Origin of the sequence: Rhizobium sp. K102, assembly GCF_022385315.1 — a bacterium.
GTDB classification, from domain to species: Bacteria; Pseudomonadota; Alphaproteobacteria; order Rhizobiales; family Rhizobiaceae; genus Rhizobium; species Rhizobium croatiense.
In genome coordinates this window covers 315994-332663 of the sequence record NZ_CP092436.1, presented here as the reverse complement: position 1 = coordinate 332663, position 16670 = coordinate 315994, and the positions used below count along the sequence as shown (strand labels likewise).

Here is a 16670-nt window from a genome sequence, read left to right as displayed (position 1 = left end):
GTCATCGGATATGTCTCAAGCCAACGTGTAGGCCGTCTTGACCACGGTAAAGAATTCGCTCGCATACTTGCCCTGCTCGCGCGGACCGTAGGACGAACCCTTGCGGCCGCCGAACGGCACATGGAAGTCGACGCCTGCCGTCGGCAGGTTGACCATGACCATGCCGGCCTCGGAATTGCGCTTGAAGTGCGTCGCATGTTTCAGGCTGGTCGTGGCGATGCCGGCCGAAAGCCCGAACGGCGTGTCGTTGGCCGTCGCCAGGGCCTCGTCATAGTCCTTGACCCGGATCACCGAAACGACAGGTCCGAAGATCTCTTCGCGCGAGATGCGCATCTGGTTGGTCGCTTCGGTAAACAGTGTCGGCTGCAGGTAGAAGCCGGGCGTCTCGCGGGAAATGACCTCGCCGCCGAAGGCGAGCTTGGCGCCTTCCTTTTTGCCGATCTCGATATAGTCGGTATCAGTCTTCAGCTGCCGCTCGTCGACAACAGGGCCGATATGGGTGCCGGCCTTCAGCGCGTTGTCGACGACCAGCGTCTTCAGCTTCTCGGTCAATGCGGCGACGAACTTGTCGTGGATGCCTTCGGTAACGATCAGGCGCGAGGACGCGGTGCAGCGCTGGCCTGTGGAGAAAAAGCCGGAATTGGCGGCGGCTTCGACGGCGACGGAGAGGTCGGCGTCGTCGAGCACGACCATCGGGTTCTTGCCGCCCATCTCGAGCTGGAACTTGCGGTTATGCTCGATGGAGGCGGCGGCGACGCGGCGGCCGGTGCCGGTAGAACCGGTGAAGGTGATGCCTGCAACATCGGGACTTTCCAGCATCGCCTGGCCGACGACCGAGCCCTTGCCCATGACGAGGTTCAGCACGCCCTTCGGCAGGCCGGCGCGGTTGAGGATGTCGACGATCGCCCAGGAACAGGCCGGCACCAGCTCGGCCGGCTTGAAGACGATCGTATTGCCGTAGCAGAGCGCCGGTGCGATCTTCCAGGCGGGGATGGCGATCGGGAAATTCCACGGCGTGATGATGCCGATGACGCCGAGCGCCTCGCGGGTGATCTCGACGCCGATGTTCGGACGCACCGACGGGATGACCTCGCCGGCGAGCCGCAGCGCTTCGCCTGCGAAGAATTCGAAGATCTGCGAGGCGCGGATAACTTCGCCGGTCGCTTCCGGCAGGGTCTTGCCTTCTTCGCGGGCGAGCAGCGCGCCGAGCTCGTCCTTGCGCGCCATGATCTCGTCGCCCGTCTTCTTCAGGATGACATGGCGTTCCCAGATGCCCGAGCGCGACCAGGCCGGAAAGGCGGCCTTGGCGGCGGCGATGGCGTTCTTGGTGTCTTCGGCGCTGCCGTCGGCATAGAGACCGACGACTTCGTTGGTGTCCGACGGATTGATGTTCTTCGTCGCGTTCGTGCCGACCCATTCGCCGGCGATCAGGTTTTGATAAATGGTCATGGGCTCAACAAGCCTCCTTTACCGTTTACAAACAACGGCCCGGCTGCGGACGCAGCCCGACCTCGAAAATCAGAGCTGCTTGACGGAAATCTCTTCTTCGGCCGCTACCTTCAGCGGATTGCGCAGTGGCAGGCCGAATTCGGCGACTTCGATCTCGAAGAGGTCGCCCTCTTCCGTCTTGATGCCGTCGGCAAAGGAAAGTGTCGCCGTGCCGAACATATGGACATGAACATCTCCCGGAACCCGGAAGAGGCCATATTTGAAATGGTGATATTCCAGATTGGCGAAGGTGTGGGACATGTTGGCCTCGCCCGACAGGAAGGGCTTTTCGAAGATCACCTTGTCGCCGCGCTTGATGCGCGAGGTGCCGCGGATATCGTCGGGGGCGGCGCCGATGCGGATTTCCGGACCATAGGCGGCCGGGCGCAGCTTCGAATGGGCAAGGAAGAGATAGTTGATCCGTTCGGTGACGTGGTCGGAAAACTCGTTCGACAGCGCAAAGCCGATGCGGAACGGCGTTCCGTCTTTGGCGATGACGTAGATGCCGGCCATTTCAGGCTCTTCGCCGCCATCAAGGGCGAAGGAGGGCGAGACGAGCGGGGCGCCGGGGGCGGCAGTGCCATAGCCGTTGCCTTTGTAGAACCATTCGGGCTGAACGCCCTTTTCGCCAGCTTTCGGCTTGCCGTTCTCGAGACCCATCTTGAACATCTTCATCGAGTCGGTCAGCGTTTCCTCGGCCGCCTCGCTGGTCTTCTTGTGCATGGAATCGCGGGTGGCGGCAGAGCCGAGATGCGTCAGACCGGTGCCGGTCAGATGCAGGTGGGCAGCGTCCGGATGGGTGATCGGCGGCAGGAAGCGGCCTTCCGCATAGGCTTTCTCGAGATCGACGGCATCGCCGAAGCCATGCGCCTCGATGACCGCGGCCAGCGACTTGCCGCCGTCGGCGGCTTCCATCGCCAGCTGATAGACGCTGCCGGCATTGTTGACCGATCTCGCCGCGCCGCCCTGCTCGCGCACGGCGACGACGATCTCTCCGTTGGCACCCTTGATCTGGGAAATAAGCACGACTTTGATCCTTCTCGTTTCCGCGAAGACAGAAAAGCTCCGCCTGTCCGGCTCCATCAGGAGCCGGAATCCATCTTTCATACGACTGCGAATGCCGGGGCTGGCGCCTGTCGGCGCTCAGCCCTTGTTCTTGTTGTAAACGTCGAAGAACACGGCGGCGAGAAGCACCGCACCCTTGACCATCTGCTGGAAGTCGATGCCGAGGCCGACGATCGACATGCCGTTGTTCATGACGCCCATGATGAATGCACCGATGACTGCGCCGGTGATCTTGCCGACGCCGCCGGAAGCCGAGGCGCCGCCGATGAAGCAGGCCGCGATCACGTCAAGTTCGAAGCCGACGCCGGCCTTCGGCGTTGCCGAGTTCAGGCGAAGCGCGACGATCATGCCGGCAAGGCCCGCAAGCACGCCCATGTTGACGAAAGTGTAGAAGCTAAGGCGCTGCGTGTTGATGCCCGAAAGCTTGGTCGCCTTTTCGTTGCCGCCCATGGCATAGATGCGGCGGCCGACCGTCGTGCGCTTGGTGACGAAGGCGTAGATCGCGATCAGCACCAGCATGACGACGAGAACGTTCGGCAGGCCCCTGTAGCTGGACAATTGATAGCCGAGCCACCAAATGGCGCCCGAAACGACCAGGTTCTGGCCAATGAAGAAGCCCAGCGGCTCGACATCGATGCCATGGCTTTCGTTCACCTTGCGGCGGCGCCAGGCGAGGTAGAAGAGGATGACCGGCAGGATGACGGTCAGGATCAGCGAGGTCGACTGGACGGGCGTGCCGAAGATGTTGATCATGTCGCCCGGCAGGAAGCCGGTGCTGATGACCTGGAATTCCTTCGGGAACGGGCCGATGTTCTTGCCGGCCAGCACCGTCAGCGTCAGGCCGCGGAAGACGAGCATGCCGGCGAGCGTCACGATGAACGACGGGATGCGGTGATAGGCGATGAAATAGCCCTGCGCCGCGCCGATAATGCCGCCGACGATCAGACAAATCAGGCCGGCGACCCAGAAATTCATGCCCCATGTCACGGTGAAGATCGCCGCCAGCGCGCCGACGAAAGCGACGATCGAACCGACCGAAAGGTCGATATGGCCCGCCACGATGACGAGCAACATGCCGAGCGCCATGATGACGATGAACGAATTCTGCAGGACCAGGTTCGTCAGGTTGACCGGCTTGAAGAGGATGCCGCCGGTGTAGAACTGGAAGAATACCATGATCGCGACGAGCGCGATGAGCATGCCGTATTCACGAATGTTGCCGCGGATGTAGTCGGCAACGGAAACGACGTTGCTTTCCTCGGTTGCTGGGTTGACCGGAGTCATTGTCTCTTCTCCCCTGAGCGCATGATAGCGCGCATGATGGTTTCCTGGCTTGCTTCTCCCTTCGGCAGTTCGGCGACGATGCGTCCTTCGTTCATCACGTAGATGCGGTCACAAGTGCCAAGCAGTTCGGGCATTTCCGATGAGATCATCAGAACGCCCTTTCCATCGGCGGCAAGCTGGTTGATGATAGTATAAATCTCGTACTTTGCGCCAACGTCGATGCCGCGGGTGGGCTCGTCGAGGATCAAAATCTCGGGATCGGAGAACAGCCACTTCGACAGCACCACCTTTTGCTGGTTGCCGCCGGAAAGATTGACCGTTTCCTGGAAGATGCCGTGCGAGCGAATGCGCAGCTTCGACCGGTAATCGGTCGCAACCTTCATCTCCTTGATGTCGTCGATGACGCTGTTGTTCGAAATTCCGTCGAGATTGGCGAGCGTCGTATTGTGCAGGATCGTGTCGTTGAGCACGAGGCCGAGCTGTTTGCGGTCCTCGGTGACATAGGCAAGACCGGCATCGATCGCCTTGCGCACGGTACTGACATCGACGGCCTTGCCGTCGACGAAGACCTCGCCGCTGATCTTGTGCCCGTAGGACTTGCCGAAGACGCTCATGGCGAATTCGGTGCGGCCCGCGCCCATCAGGCCGGCAATGCCGACGACCTCGCCCTTGCGGACATTGACGTTGATGTTGTGCAGCACCTGGCGGTCGCGGTGATGCTGGTGATAGGCGTTCCAGTTCTTCACTTCGAAGATCGTTTCGCCGATCGGCACGGAGCGCGGCGGATAACGGTCGGCAAGGTCGCGGCCCACCATGTTCTTGATGATGATGTCTTCGCTGATCTCGTCGGCGTGACAGTCGAGCGTCTTGACGGTCATGCCGTCGCGCAGGACCGTGATCTGGTCGGCGACTTTGCGGATCTCGTTCAGCTTGTGGGAAATGATGATCGAGGTGATGCCCTGATTGCGGAACTCGATCAGGAGATTGAGCAGCGCGTCGGAATCCTTCTCGTTGAGCGAGGCTGTGGGCTCGTCGAGGATGAGCAGCTTCACACTCTTCGACAGCGCCTTGGCGATCTCGACGAGCTGCTGCTTGCCGACGCCGATATCGGTTACCAGCGTATTCGGGGATTCGCGCAGGCCCACCTTCTGCAGCAGCTGCTTCGTGCGGTTATACGTCTCTTCCCAGCTGATGATGCCCTTCTTGGCGTTCTCGTTGCCGAGGAAGATGTTTTCGCCGATCGACAGCAACGGCACGAGCGCCAGTTCCTGGTGAATGATGACGATGCCGATTTCTTCGGAATCCTTCAGGACCTTGAAGTGACGCGTCTCGCCTTCATAGACGATGTCGCCTTCATAGCTTCCTGTCGGATAGACGCCCGATAGCACTTTCATCAGGGTCGATTTGCCGGCCCCGTTTTCGCCCACCAATGCGTGGATCTCACCCTGGCGAACCTTGAGGTTCACGTTCTCCAGCGCCTTGACGCCCGGGAACGTCTTGGTGATGCTCCGCATTTCGAGGATGGTATTGTCCATAGTCAAAGTTCCAGCGCCTTGAGCCGCCGAGCGGCTTGGCGATCATAAAATCGAAGGCCGGAACCCGCAAGCACGCGGGCTCCGGCCTCGTGTTTAACTTACTTCAGCTTGTCTTCGGTGTAGTAACCGCCGTCGACCAGGATCTGCTTGTAGTTGGTCTTGTCGACCGAAACCGGCTTCAGCAGATAGGACGGAACGATCTTGACGCCGTTGTCGTAGGTCTTCGTGTCGTTGACCTCGGGCTCCTTGCCGGACATGACGGCATCGACCATGGCAACAGTGACCTTGGCGAGTTCGCGGGTGTCCTTGAAGACCGTCGAGTGCTGTTCGCCAGCGATGATCGACTTGACCGACGGGACTTCGGCGTCCTGACCGGAAACGATCGGGAGCGGCTGGTCAGCCGAACCGTAGCCGACGCCCTTCAGCGAGGAGATGATGCCGATCGAGAGACCGTCATAAGGAGACAGGACGGCATCGACCTTGGCGTCGGTGTAGTTGGCCGAGAGCAGGTTGTCCATGCGGGCCTGGGCCGTAGCCGCATCCCAACGCAGGGTGCCGACCTTGTCCATGCCGGTCTGGCCGGACTTCACGACGAGCTTGCCGGAGTCGATGTAGGGCTGCAGGACCGACATTGCGCCATCATAGAAGAAGAAGGCGTTGTTGTCGTCCGGCGAACCGCCGAAGAGTTCGATGTTGAACGGGCCCTTGCCATCCTTGAGGCCGAGGGCGTCAACGATGGAGGTCGCCTGCAGAACGCCGACCTGGAAGTTGTCGAAGGTAGCGTAGTAGTCGACGTTGGCCGAGTCGCGGATCAGGCGGTCATAAGCGATGACCTTGATGCCGGCATCGTGAGCCTTCTGGAGAACGTCGGAAAGCGTCGTACCGTCGATCGAAGCGATGACGAGAACCTTGGCACCCTTGGTGACCATGTTTTCGATCTGCGACAGCTGGTTCGGAATATCGTCGTCAGCATACTGCAGGTCGGTCTTGTAGCCGGCGGCCTCGAGCTGCTTGACGATGTTGTTGCCGTCGTCGATCCAGCGAGCGGAGGACTTCGTCGGCATCGCGATGCCGACAAGCCCCTTGTCCTGCGCCATGGCAGGCATAACGAACGAAGCGACGCCGAAGGCAGCCGCAGCCATCAATGAGATAATGGATTTCATTTCTCTCTCCCTTGTTAATAGAGCAGCGGACGAAAAATCGCCCGCCCCGAAACTGTGGCAGGTTCCGTATTGGATAGTTACTTCAGATGGTGAGAAACGAAGTAGGTCTCCTCCACGATCTCACACGTGTTGAGTGCCAACCAGCACACGGCGGCAAACTGGTATGGATTCCTATAACTGTCAAATAGAATAAGTGGTAATGTGCATAACAATTTTGGTATATCGTTAAAAAGTATTACTTTTGATGGAGCGCAGTGGGGAGGCTGCAACCATGACGATCGTTTCAGAGCCTATTTCGATGGATCACGTTGATATCCACAGCGACAGTTTCGGCGATGACAGCCTTTTACGGGCAGGACTTAAGCTGAATCACCTGCGCATGATCGTCGCAATCGAAGATAGCGGACAGATTTCCGCAGCTGCGGAAGTCCTCAACATTTCGCAGCCCGCCGCATCGCGCATGCTGTCCGAAATGGAATCGATAACCAAGACTCAGCTCTACGAGCGGGTGGCCCGCGGCGTGGTGCTGACGACCTTCGGCGCGGCCCTTGCGAGACGTGCCAGGAAGATCCTGCTGGAGCTGCGCGAAGCGAGCCGCGAGATCGGCGAATTGAAGAGCGGCAAGGGCGGCTCGGTCTTCATCGGCGCGGTGACGGCGCCGGCCATGAGCCTCGTCGTGCCGGCGATCAACAGGGTGCGCAAGGCCTATCCCGGCATCGAGATCAACATCCAGGTGGAGACCAGCAACGTGCTCGCCCGCGAGCTGCTCGCCGCCCGCCACGACTTCATCATCGGCCGCATTCCCGACGATCTCAATCCGCGCCTGTTCGAGGTCAAGGAGATCGGCATCGAGCGCGCCTGCCTGATCGTGCGCAAGAGCCATCCGCTTTTAAAGCACAAGGTGAGCAGCCTTGCCGACGTCAGGGATTACGACTGGGTGTTTCAGCCGCCGGGCACGCTGTTGCGCCGTACGATCGAGGACATTTTCCTGGCGCGCGGCGTGGCGCTGCCGGAAAATATCGTCAACACCTCCTCGCTGCTGCTGACCTGCGCCATCGTCTGCGAAACCGACGCGATCGCCCCCGTCGCTGTCGACGTCGCCCATTTCCTCGCCAGCCAGGGCGCCAAGGCCTCCGACGTGCGCGTGCTGCCGATCGATTTCGACATCAACGTCAAGCCCTACAGCTTGATCGCGGCAAGCGAACGGGCGCTGCCACCGAGCGCACGACTGCTCTACGACATAATCCTCGAGGAAAGCCTGAAGCAGGCGGGATAAGCCCGCAAGCCCGGCGCCATCTTCGCCGGTCTTAATGTGTGCCGGAGCAATTTCGGCAAATGCGCAGCGGTTTTTTGCGTCCGGAAATTGCGTGAAAAAATAGAGCACGTCGGCCGGTCGCAGACGCCGGAATGCTCTTCAAGGAAGCGGGATGCTGTTCGGACAGTCGGTATTTCAATCAGTTCTCGAGCGGCTGAAGGCGCAGGACGATACGGTGGAAGACGACGCCGAAGCGCCGGCCGCCCACCGTGTGGCGAGCCTCGGCACCGGCTTTGCCTTCGATGTCATGGAGGGTGTCTCGGTCGCCTCGCAGCGGATCGGCGAAGCCTATTTCGACAATCTGGAACACGAAGCCGCAGCCAAACCGGGGCCTCTGCTTCCACCCGCGCCTGTGATGCCGGATCACCTCACCCGCACGGCCCCGCAAGAGGTTGCCGCCGAACTGGCGATCTCGGCGGCCGATACACCGCTGACGCTCGGCGAGAAGCGCCGCGCCTTCGCACGCGCCAATCATCCCGACGGCGTCGCCCTGCCCTTCCGCGACAATGCGACGAAGCGGATGATGTTGGCCAATCTCCTGATCGACGAGGCGCTCAGGAGATTGCGCTGATTATTCCGCCTGCCCGTCCTTCGACGGCTTGTCCGCGGCTGGCGCCGCGGGCTCTTCGTCGTCGTCAGCGTCAGGCACGGCTGCAGGCTCGGCGACCTCGGGCTGCGGATTGAAGGTCCAGAACAGCGTATAATAGGCATAGGCGCCCGCCCCGGCCGAGATGACGGCCCAGAAGGGATCGCCGCCGATGATCTCGACCGCAGCCCAGCCGAAGCAGACGGCCACGATGGCAATCCGCACCCAGAGGCGCCGGTATGCCGGATGGTTCGGATCGATCAGTTGCATCTGTGCCCCACAGTTCAATATGTCACACATGCCCCCGGCATGTGTCGCACCCATTGTGGTCAGGTGTTGCGCTTGTCTTTAGTTCGAATCTTGCAAATGTGAAAGAGCCGCGGGCTTGACGCGACGCAGAGAAGATGGAATGAAAATTCCAGATTTTTGGCAATTCGGTTTATTTGTTCCGAATTCAAGGGAGGTTGCAATGACAGTGAGATTTGGTCTTCTCGGCGCCGGCCGCATCGGCAAGGTTCACGCCAAGGCCGTCAGCGGCGACGCCAATGCGACGCTGGTTGCGGTCGCGGACGCCTTTCCGCAGGCGGCGGAAGCCATCGCTTCGGCCTATGGCTGCGAGGTCCGCACCATCGAGGCGATCGAGGCCGCCAAAGATATCGACGCCGTCGTCATCTGCACGCCGACGGACACCCATGCCGACCTGATCGAGCGTTTCGCCCGCGCCGGCAAGGCGATATTCTGCGAAAAGCCGATCGATCTTGACGTCGCCCGCGTCAAGGCCTGCATCAAGGTGGTGGAAGAGACCGGCGCCAAGCTGATGGTCGGCTTCAACCGCCGCTTCGACCCGCATTTCATGGCGGTTCGCAAGGTCATCGACGACGGCAAGATCGGCGATGTCGAAATGGTGACGATCACCTCGCGCGATCCCGGCGCCCCGCCGGTCGACTACATCAAGCGCTCGGGCGGCATCTTCCGCGACATGACGATCCACGATTTCGACATGGCCCGCTTCCTGCTCGGCGAAGAGCCGGTCTCGGTGCTGGCGACTGCCGCCGTTCTCGTCGACAAGGCGATCGGCGAAGCCGGCGACTATGACAGCGTCTCGGTGATCCTGCAGACCGCCTCCGGCAAGCAGGCCGTCATCTCCAACTCCCGCCGCGCCACCTATGGCTACGACCAGCGCATTGAAGTGCATGGCGCCAAGGGCATGGCGGCGGCTGAAAACCAGCGCCCGGTCTCGATCGAAGTGGCCAACGGCGACGGCTACACCCGCCCGCCGCTGCATGATTTCTTCATGACCCGCTACACCGAAGCCTACGCCAACGAGATCGCCGCCTTCATCGCCGCGATCGAAAAGGGCACGAAGATCTCGCCCTCCGGCGCCGACGGCCTGGCAGCACTGGCGCTCGCCGATGCGGCGGTGCAGTCGGTCAAGGAAGGCAAGCTGATCAAGGTTGGCTGACGGCCCTCTCCCGACCGCCAGCCATGCATGAGATGGCCGGGCACAGGCCCGGCCGTTTTGCGTTTGATGACCCTCTTCTTGAGTCGGCGTTATTCGCTACCAAGGAGATTGGCGGGACCCGCCCCTCATCCGGCTGCCGCCACCTTCTCCCCGTAAACGGGGCGAAGGGGTTATGCCGCAGCCTCTCCGTCCCTCGCCGGCTTCTCGCAGGGCACGTCCCCTCGCCCCGTTTTTACGGGGAGAGGGTTAGGGTGAGGGGCAGTGGTCGGTCACAAGGCTCATTTATCAATCCGTCCCCTGAACACCAGAGACCACGATATCCTGGTCGATCACCGAGAGCGCCCGGTTGAGGTGACCTTCGAAGACCAGGATGGGTTCTTCGGGGACGATGCGGATTTCGGGCATGCCTTCCATGCGCACGACATGCGACTGGCCGAGGCCCTCTTCGATGCCCTGGCGCAGCAGGTCGTAATAGCGGGTGCCGGGGCCGGTGATGGCGATGGGCATGCGTTCCGTGAGGCTGAGCATGCGCGACAGGCCGTTGCCGAGGGCAAGCCCGGCCTGGCGGAAGGCGAAGGCGGAGGTGCGGTGGCCCTGGCGGGCCCTGGCGGCGATCTTGTCGAGTTCGGCGACGGGGACGAATTTGGCGGGGATCGTATCCAGCGGCACTTCGAAGGCGCTGCGCAGGATGGCGTAGAAGCCGGCATAGGCCTCGATGCAGCCGCGGGTACCGCAGCGACAGAGGCCGCCACCCGCCATGTGCAGCATGTGGCCGAAATTCGGTGCCGAGATCTCCTGCGTCTGAGCGCCGCGCCGGACGATGCCGAGGCCGATGCTGTGGCCGAGGGAAAGAGCCGCGAGCGAGCGGAAATCGGCACCCTTGACGATCTCCTCGCGCGCGCCGAGGGCGGCGGCGACCAGCAGCGTCTCGTTATCGAGGATGACCTTGGCCTGCCAATCCGGCCGCAGCGCCGATTCGAAATCGATCTGGTCGCTGCCGAAGATCGGCGACCAGACGAGCACCGGCTCGGTGGAATCGACCAGGCCCTTGCTGCTGATCGAGATCAGCAGGACTTTTTCCTGGGTAATGCGAGAGCGATCGAGAATGCGCGAAAGGCCGGCGCGCACGCCTTCCACGAAGCGGCCGGCCCCTGAGGGATCATGCGAGCGCTCCTCGCTGAAGCGGTCGATCAGCTTGCCGGCATAATCCACCAGCGAATATTGCACCGCATCCGAGGAGATGATGACGACGATGAGATAGCCGCAATCACGCCGCTGGCGGAGCAGCACGCGCGGCCGGCCGCGGCCGCTTGCCGCCTGCTGCTCGGATTTTTCGATGATCTGGCCGCGTTCCAGATCGGCCGTGATCGCCGAGATGGTGGCCGAGGACAGGCCGGTGAAATCGGAAATTTCGGTATGGGCGAGCGCGCCGTGGCGGCGCAGCACGGACAGCACGAGCACGCTGTTTCTCTGCCGGACCAGCTCCGTGCTCGACTTGGTCAGCATGAATGCCGCCCTCTCCTCCTGCTTGCTCCACCCGTGGTTTCCACTGCATGTCCGGCCGCCGTTGCGCAAGCGAATTAAGCCGGTAGTGCAGTGTTGACAGTTGAAAAAATCTCTGACATCAAATTTCTCGACTGTCGAGAAAATAATCCGAACTTTCCTCGACAGGCGTATCGCGGTGGCCGGAGGAAGCATGGGCTGGGCCGGCCGCAACTCACTCGGGAGGACATTATGAAGTCTATTTTGAAATTGATGGCGGGCGCTGCCATTCTCGTTTCCGTGCACACCGCCGCCTTGGCTGCCGATCTCGTCGTCGGCGTTTCCTGGTCGAATTTCCAGGAAGAGCGCTGGAAGACGGACGAAGCCGCGATCAAGAAGGCTCTCGAAGCCAAGGGCGCCAAGTATATTTCCGCTGACGCGCAATCTTCGGCTGCAAAGCAGCTGACCGACGTCGAATCGCTGATTTCGCAGGGCGCCAACGCGCTGATCATTCTCGCCCAGGATTCCGACGCCATCGGCCCGGCCATCGAAAAGGCCGCCGCCGAAGGCATCCCGGTTGTCGGCTACGACCGCCTGATCGAAAATCCGGCCGCCTTCTACATCACCTTCGACAACAAGGAAGTCGGCCGCCTGCAGGCTGAAGGCGTCTTCAAGGCCAAGCCCGAAGGCAACTACGTCTTCATCAAGGGCTCGTCCTCCGACCCGAACGCCGACTTCTTGTTCTCGGGCCAGCAGGAAGTGCTGAAGGCCGCGATTGACGCCGGCAAGATCAAGAATGTCGGCGAGGCCTATACGGACGGCTGGCTGCCGGAGAACGCCCAGCGCAACATGGAGCAGTTCCTGACCGCCAACAACAACAAGGTTGACGCCGTCGTCGCCTCCAACGATGGCACGGCCGGCGGCGCGATTGCAGCGCTCGACGCCCAGGGCCTCGCCGGCTCCGTTCCGGTTTCCGGCCAGGACGGTGACAAGGCGGCGCTGAACCGCATCGCCCTCGGCACGCAGACGGTTTCCGTCTGGAAGGACAGCCGCGAACTCGGCAAGCGCGCCGCCGAAATCGCTCTCGACCTCGCCGGCGGCAAGGACATGAGCAAGATCGACGGCGCACAGGCCTTCAAGGGCGGCCCGAAGGGCGTGGAAATGCAGTCGGTTTTCCTGAAGCCGCTGGCCATCACCAAGGACAACCTGAACGTCGTCATCGACGCCGGCTGGATTTCCAAGGCGGAAGCCTGCCAGGGCGTCAAGGCCGACACGGTCGCTGCCTGCAAGTGAGCCAGGGCCAAGTAAGCCAGGGCAAAGCAAGCCAGGCCTTGTGAACTAGAATTGCCGGCGCCGCAGCGGAACACCGTTGCGGCGCCGGATGCGGATGAGAACTCCAACCACGACGTTTTCTCCGCCTCGCCGCACCATCGCGGACTTGCATTCCCTGCCGGAAAGGTGTCGCGACGCCACGCCACGGTTTCCGGAAGCATCGCGATGGTCAGTTGAAGAACAGACGAATGACGCCGTTGGCAGCCTCTAGCACGCTGGCGCAGCCGTCTAAACAATGGGGGAACGGCAAACCCATGGCCGAAATGGTAAAATCAACAGCTTCAAGCGGACCGCGAACGGCGGAAGCCAATCCGGTGACCCGCTTCTTCCGCGCGACCGAGATCGACACACGCCTGCTCGGCATGATCGGCGCGCTCGTCATCATCTGGATCGGTTTCCACATCATCACCGGCGGCCTGTTCCTGACCCCGCGCAACCTCTGGAACCTCTCGGTCCAGACGACCGATATCGCGATCATGACGACGGGCATGGTGCTGATCATCGTCACCCGCAACATCGACCTTTCGGTCGGATCCGTGCTCGGCCTCTGCGGCATGATCATGGGCGTGACGCAGGCGAAGATCCTGCCTGAGTATATCGGCTTCGACAGCCCCTTCACCTGGGTGATCACGCTGCTGGTCGGCCTGATCGCCGGCGGCCTGATCGGCACCTTCCAGGGCATGATCATCGCCTTCCTGAACGTTCCCTCCTTCATTGTCACCCTCGGTGGCCTGCTGGTCTGGCGCGGCGCGACCTGGCTCGTCACCAGCGGCCAGACGGTTGCCCCGATGGACCAGACCTTCCGCATCATGGGCGGCGGCGCCGAGGGCTCGATCGGCGCCACCTGGAGCTGGATCGTCGGCATCGTCGCCTGCCTGTTCGTCATCGCCAGCATCATCGGCTCACGCCGCCAGCGCCGCCGCTTCGGCTTTCCGCGCCGGCCGATCTGGGCCGAGTATTTCCTCGCGACGCTGAGCTGCGTGCTGATCCTCGGCGCCGTCTCGATCGCCAACAGCTATTACTGGCCGATCAACATCGCCAAGAAATATGCCGAGACCAACAACATCCCCTGGCCGGAAACCGGCCTGGATATCCCCTACGGCATCGCCGTGCCGGTGCTGATCGCCATCGTCGTCGGCATCATCATGACCTTCATCGCCACAAGGCTGCGCTTCGGCCGCTATGTCTTCGCGATCGGCGGCAACCCCGAGGCGGCCGAGCTTGCCGGCATCAAGACCCGCTGGGTGACCGTGCGCATCTTCGCGCTGATGGGGGTTTTGGCCGCTATCGCAGCCGCGATTTCCACCGCCCGCCTCAACGCCGCGACCAACTCGCAGGGCACGCTCGACGAGCTCTACACCATCGCCGCCGCCGTCATCGGCGGGACGTCGCTGGCGGGCGGCACCGGCACGATCGCCGGCGCCATGCTCGGCGCGCTGGTCATGCAATCGCTGCAATCCGGCATGGTTCTCGCGCATGTCGACACGCCGCTGCAGAGCGTTGTCGTCGGCACCGTCCTCGTCGTTGCGGTCTGGCTCGACACCGTCTATCGCGCCCGTGCCAAGTGAGAGGAGCCTCAAAATGACTGATCAACGCACTCCCCTCGTGGAACTGAAAAACATCTCGATCTCCTTCGGCGGCATCCATGCTGTGGACAATGCCTCGGTCGATCTCTACCCCGGCGAAGTGGTCGCCCTTCTCGGCCATAACGGCGCCGGCAAATCGACGCTGATCAAGATCCTCTCCGGCGCCTACAAGCGCGACAGCGGCGAGATCCTGATCAATGGCGAACCGGCCGACATCCGCAACCCGCGCGACGCCAAGAAATACGGGATCGAGACGATCTACCAGACGCTCGCCGTCGCCGACAATGTCGACGCCGCCGCCAACCTCTATCTCGGCCGCGAGCTGAAGACCCGCTGGGGCACGCTCGACGACGTGGCGATGGAGGCCTCGGCCCGCGAAGTGATGGGGCGGCTCAACCCCAACTTCAAGCGCTTCAAGGAGCCGGTGAAGGCGCTTTCGGGCGGCCAGCGGCAATCGGTGGCGATCGCCCGCGCCATCCTCTTCAACGCCCGCATCCTGATCATGGACGAGCCGACGGCTGCGCTTGGACCGCAGGAAACGGCGCAGGTGGGCGAACTGATCAAGCAGCTGAAGAAGGAAGGCATCGGCATCTTCCTCATCAGCCACGACATCCACGACGTCTTCGACCTCGCCGACCGCGTCTCGGTGATGAAGAACGGCCAGGTGGTGGGCCACGCCCGCACCGAGGATGTGACCAAGGACGAAGTCTTGGGGATGATCATCCTCGGCAAGGTGCCGCCCAAGGCCATCCCCGGCCCTGGCGCCATGCAGATCTGAGCGCCGCTAAAGCGCGCGTCGCGTCAAATGTGATTGATGCGACGCGTTTTAGCCTTTTGTTTTGATGCATGTCGTTACACTTCCGGGCGACATGCATGAAGGGGCGCCCCCAACAACCTCGCTCCGCCGCCCGCAAGGCCGGCGGAGTTTTTCGATCAATCCCAAGGCTGACGAATAAAAACACCCTGCAAACCGCAAGCATTGGTATTTCTGAGAATTTCGCGATTGAAGCCGGCCGCAAGCTAGGCTAAGAACCACCCATCGGACAGGCGATTCAAACCGCCTTCGGCATGCACCCGTAGCTCAGCTGGATAGAGTGTTGGATTCCGATTCCAAAGGTCACAGGTTCGAATCCTGTCGGGTGCGCCACTTCTATTTACTGAGTTCCGTCATATAATTTTAGAATGGCTCCCTAAATTTTAGAATGGTGAGGCCACAATTTTAGAAGTCATTGCCCGAATGTTTAGAGTGACGCACAAGAGCGGACTCCTTCGCATTTAGCGGACGCTAGAGCGGGATGATTTTAAGTGGAATCACAATTGGGATTCTCCTTTGGACGCAAATCAGATTCATCCTTCTGACCGGTCAGGAGGCCGGGCTGGATGGCGAGACCCTTTCGAATGATCTGCGAGAGCGTGTCGTCGGGCGGTCACACAGGAGGGGCTGGTCGTGCCGGCTGCGGCCAAACGCTTCGGCATTGGCATCAGCACCTCGATCGATTGGGCGGCGCTTCCACACGACGGGCAGCGCAGCGCCCGGCCAGATGGGTGGTCACAAGCCGCGGGCGATCTGCGGTGGCCACCGGGAATGGCTTGTCGAACGCTGCCGCGCGAGCGCGTTTACGCTGCGCGGGCTGGTCGCGGAGCTGGCAGAGCGGGGGCTGGACGTGGAGGCGCCGGTCTCGAAGGCTTGCTCCGATCCCTTCAAGGTCCTCGCGAATGGAAAAGGCACACCCCGGTCGAAGGCAGCACGGACGATCCGAGCCGCCTCCTCCCGAGCCGTGCTTGGCCCAGGAGCGCTATGCAAACATGTTGGGACCGATCTCCTCGCTAACCTCGATGATCACATCTGCGGGAACATGGTTCCTCCGGGCCGCAGCGAGGATAGCTTCGGTATTGGGCGCCTCGTAAAGGCAGTAAGTCTTTTTCCGGTCTGCGCTGAGGAAGGAAAAAATCCACTTCACTCCTTCCTGATCGTTGATCAGGTTGACTTGCTCGACCCCCTCTTTCGATAAATCGAGTTGCTCTGCGAAGTTTCTTTCAATGATGTAGCGTGGCATGACGAGACCTTCTTCCCACTAAAAGCAGCGAACTGCTGGTCCTAATGAATCGTTGGCTTCAGTCGCTGTTGCAGCCGGACCATTCCCAGTTCGGCCGCGGTTGACCGGGCATGCTCGAATAGCGACATTGCTCTCTTTATCGCGGCCGGGCTACCTACTTTCATTAGAAAGTCCGCATAATCTGCCTGTGTGTGCGCGAGCCACGGCCGCGAGCCGATTGCCGAATTCATCTCGAGCGCGTGCTCAAAGTGCTCCGGCGCTCTGTCGAATTCACCCAGCGCGGCCGCCAACACTCCCAAATATCGGCTTGCCGCG

14 protein-coding genes, 1 tRNA gene and 1 pseudogene are annotated in these 16670 nt (G+C 61.5%); 8 read left to right on the top strand and 8 right to left on the bottom strand.

Annotated features, from left to right (window positions below; translation table 11 throughout):
- Positions 1 to 15 precede the first annotated feature (15 nt).
- The 5 genes from MHI61_RS07570 to chvE form a co-directional block, all read right to left on the bottom strand.
- Entirely contained in the window at positions 16 to 1449 is a 1434-nt protein-coding gene (locus MHI61_RS07570) for an aldehyde dehydrogenase family protein (RefSeq protein WP_183843190.1), read from the bottom strand.
- A gap of 69 nt (positions 1450 to 1518) precedes the next feature.
- The gene (araD1, locus tag MHI61_RS07565) at positions 1519 to 2514 is read right to left on the bottom strand and encodes an AraD1 family protein (protein WP_239791530.1); all 996 of its coding nucleotides are present in this window, start codon (positions 2512 to 2514) and stop codon (positions 1519 to 1521) included.
- Between the two features lie 117 nt (positions 2515 to 2631).
- Complete coding sequence (gene mmsB, locus MHI61_RS07560) at positions 2632 to 3837, bottom strand: multiple monosaccharide ABC transporter permease (protein ID WP_239791529.1); 1206 nt, start codon at positions 3835 to 3837, stop codon at positions 2632 to 2634.
- Positions 3834 to 5372 (bottom strand): multiple monosaccharide ABC transporter ATP-binding protein, encoded by a 1539-nt coding sequence (gene mmsA / locus MHI61_RS07555; RefSeq protein ID WP_239791528.1) that lies wholly within the window; start codon positions 5370 to 5372, stop codon positions 3834 to 3836. Before mmsA ends, mmsB begins: the two co-directional genes overlap by 4 nt.
- Before the next feature lie 98 nt (positions 5373 to 5470).
- Entirely contained in the window at positions 5471 to 6535 is a 1065-nt protein-coding gene (gene chvE, locus MHI61_RS07550; RefSeq protein WP_097604301.1) for a multiple monosaccharide ABC transporter substrate-binding protein, read from the bottom strand.
- A 271-nt stretch (positions 6536 to 6806) separates the two neighbouring features.
- On the opposite strand from chvE, the gene MHI61_RS07545 reads away from it, so the two are divergent.
- Entirely contained in the window at positions 6807 to 7811 is a 1005-nt protein-coding gene (locus tag MHI61_RS07545; protein ID WP_097604298.1) for a LysR family transcriptional regulator, read from the top strand.
- 151 nt (positions 7812 to 7962) lie between these two features.
- On the top strand, positions 7963 to 8421 hold the full coding sequence (locus tag MHI61_RS07540) for a hypothetical protein (RefSeq protein WP_239791527.1): 459 nt from the start codon (positions 7963 to 7965) through the stop codon (positions 8419 to 8421).
- Here the strand turns inward: MHI61_RS07540 and MHI61_RS07535 are convergent, their stop codons facing one another.
- The gene (locus MHI61_RS07535; RefSeq protein ID WP_239791526.1) at positions 8422 to 8706 is read right to left on the bottom strand and encodes a hypothetical protein; all 285 of its coding nucleotides are present in this window, start codon (positions 8704 to 8706) and stop codon (positions 8422 to 8424) included.
- A gap of 199 nt (positions 8707 to 8905) precedes the next feature.
- Here MHI61_RS07535 and iolG point away from each other — a divergent pair, with 199 nt between their 5' ends.
- Positions 8906 to 9898, top strand: a complete 993-nt coding sequence (gene iolG, locus MHI61_RS07530) for an inositol 2-dehydrogenase (protein ID WP_097604290.1) — start codon at positions 8906 to 8908, stop codon at positions 9896 to 9898.
- A gap of 285 nt (positions 9899 to 10183) precedes the next feature.
- On the opposite strand, the gene MHI61_RS07525 is transcribed toward iolG, so the two are convergent.
- The gene (locus MHI61_RS07525) at positions 10184 to 11404 is read right to left on the bottom strand and encodes an ROK family protein (protein WP_239791525.1); all 1221 of its coding nucleotides are present in this window, start codon (positions 11402 to 11404) and stop codon (positions 10184 to 10186) included.
- A 228-nt stretch (positions 11405 to 11632) separates the two neighbouring features.
- On the opposite strand from MHI61_RS07525, the gene xylF reads away from it, so the two are divergent.
- The 5 genes and pseudogenes from xylF to MHI61_RS07500 all read left to right on the top strand — a co-directional run.
- Positions 11633 to 12673: a D-xylose ABC transporter substrate-binding protein gene (xylF, locus tag MHI61_RS07520; RefSeq protein WP_239791524.1), complete on the top strand. Its 1041-nt coding sequence runs from the start codon at positions 11633 to 11635 to the stop codon at positions 12671 to 12673.
- 293 nt (positions 12674 to 12966) lie between these two features.
- A complete protein-coding gene (locus MHI61_RS07515; protein WP_239791523.1) occupies positions 12967 to 14280 on the top strand; it encodes a sugar ABC transporter permease in 1314 nt (437 codons plus the stop codon).
- Between the two features lie 13 nt (positions 14281 to 14293).
- On the top strand, positions 14294 to 15076 hold the full coding sequence (locus MHI61_RS07510) for an ATP-binding cassette domain-containing protein (RefSeq protein WP_239791522.1): 783 nt from the start codon (positions 14294 to 14296) through the stop codon (positions 15074 to 15076).
- A 292-nt stretch (positions 15077 to 15368) separates the two neighbouring features.
- Positions 15369 to 15445 (top strand) — tRNA-Arg (locus tag MHI61_RS07505).
- A 148-nt stretch (positions 15446 to 15593) separates the two neighbouring features.
- A pseudogene (locus MHI61_RS07500) lies at positions 15594 to 15968 on the top strand (transposase); the annotation flags it as partial.
- 126 nt (positions 15969 to 16094) lie between these two features.
- On the opposite strand, the gene MHI61_RS07495 reads toward MHI61_RS07500, so the two are convergent.
- Complete coding sequence (locus MHI61_RS07495) at positions 16095 to 16355, bottom strand: DUF4242 domain-containing protein (protein ID WP_239791521.1); 261 nt, start codon at positions 16353 to 16355, stop codon at positions 16095 to 16097.
- Positions 16356 to 16670 lie beyond the last annotated feature (315 nt).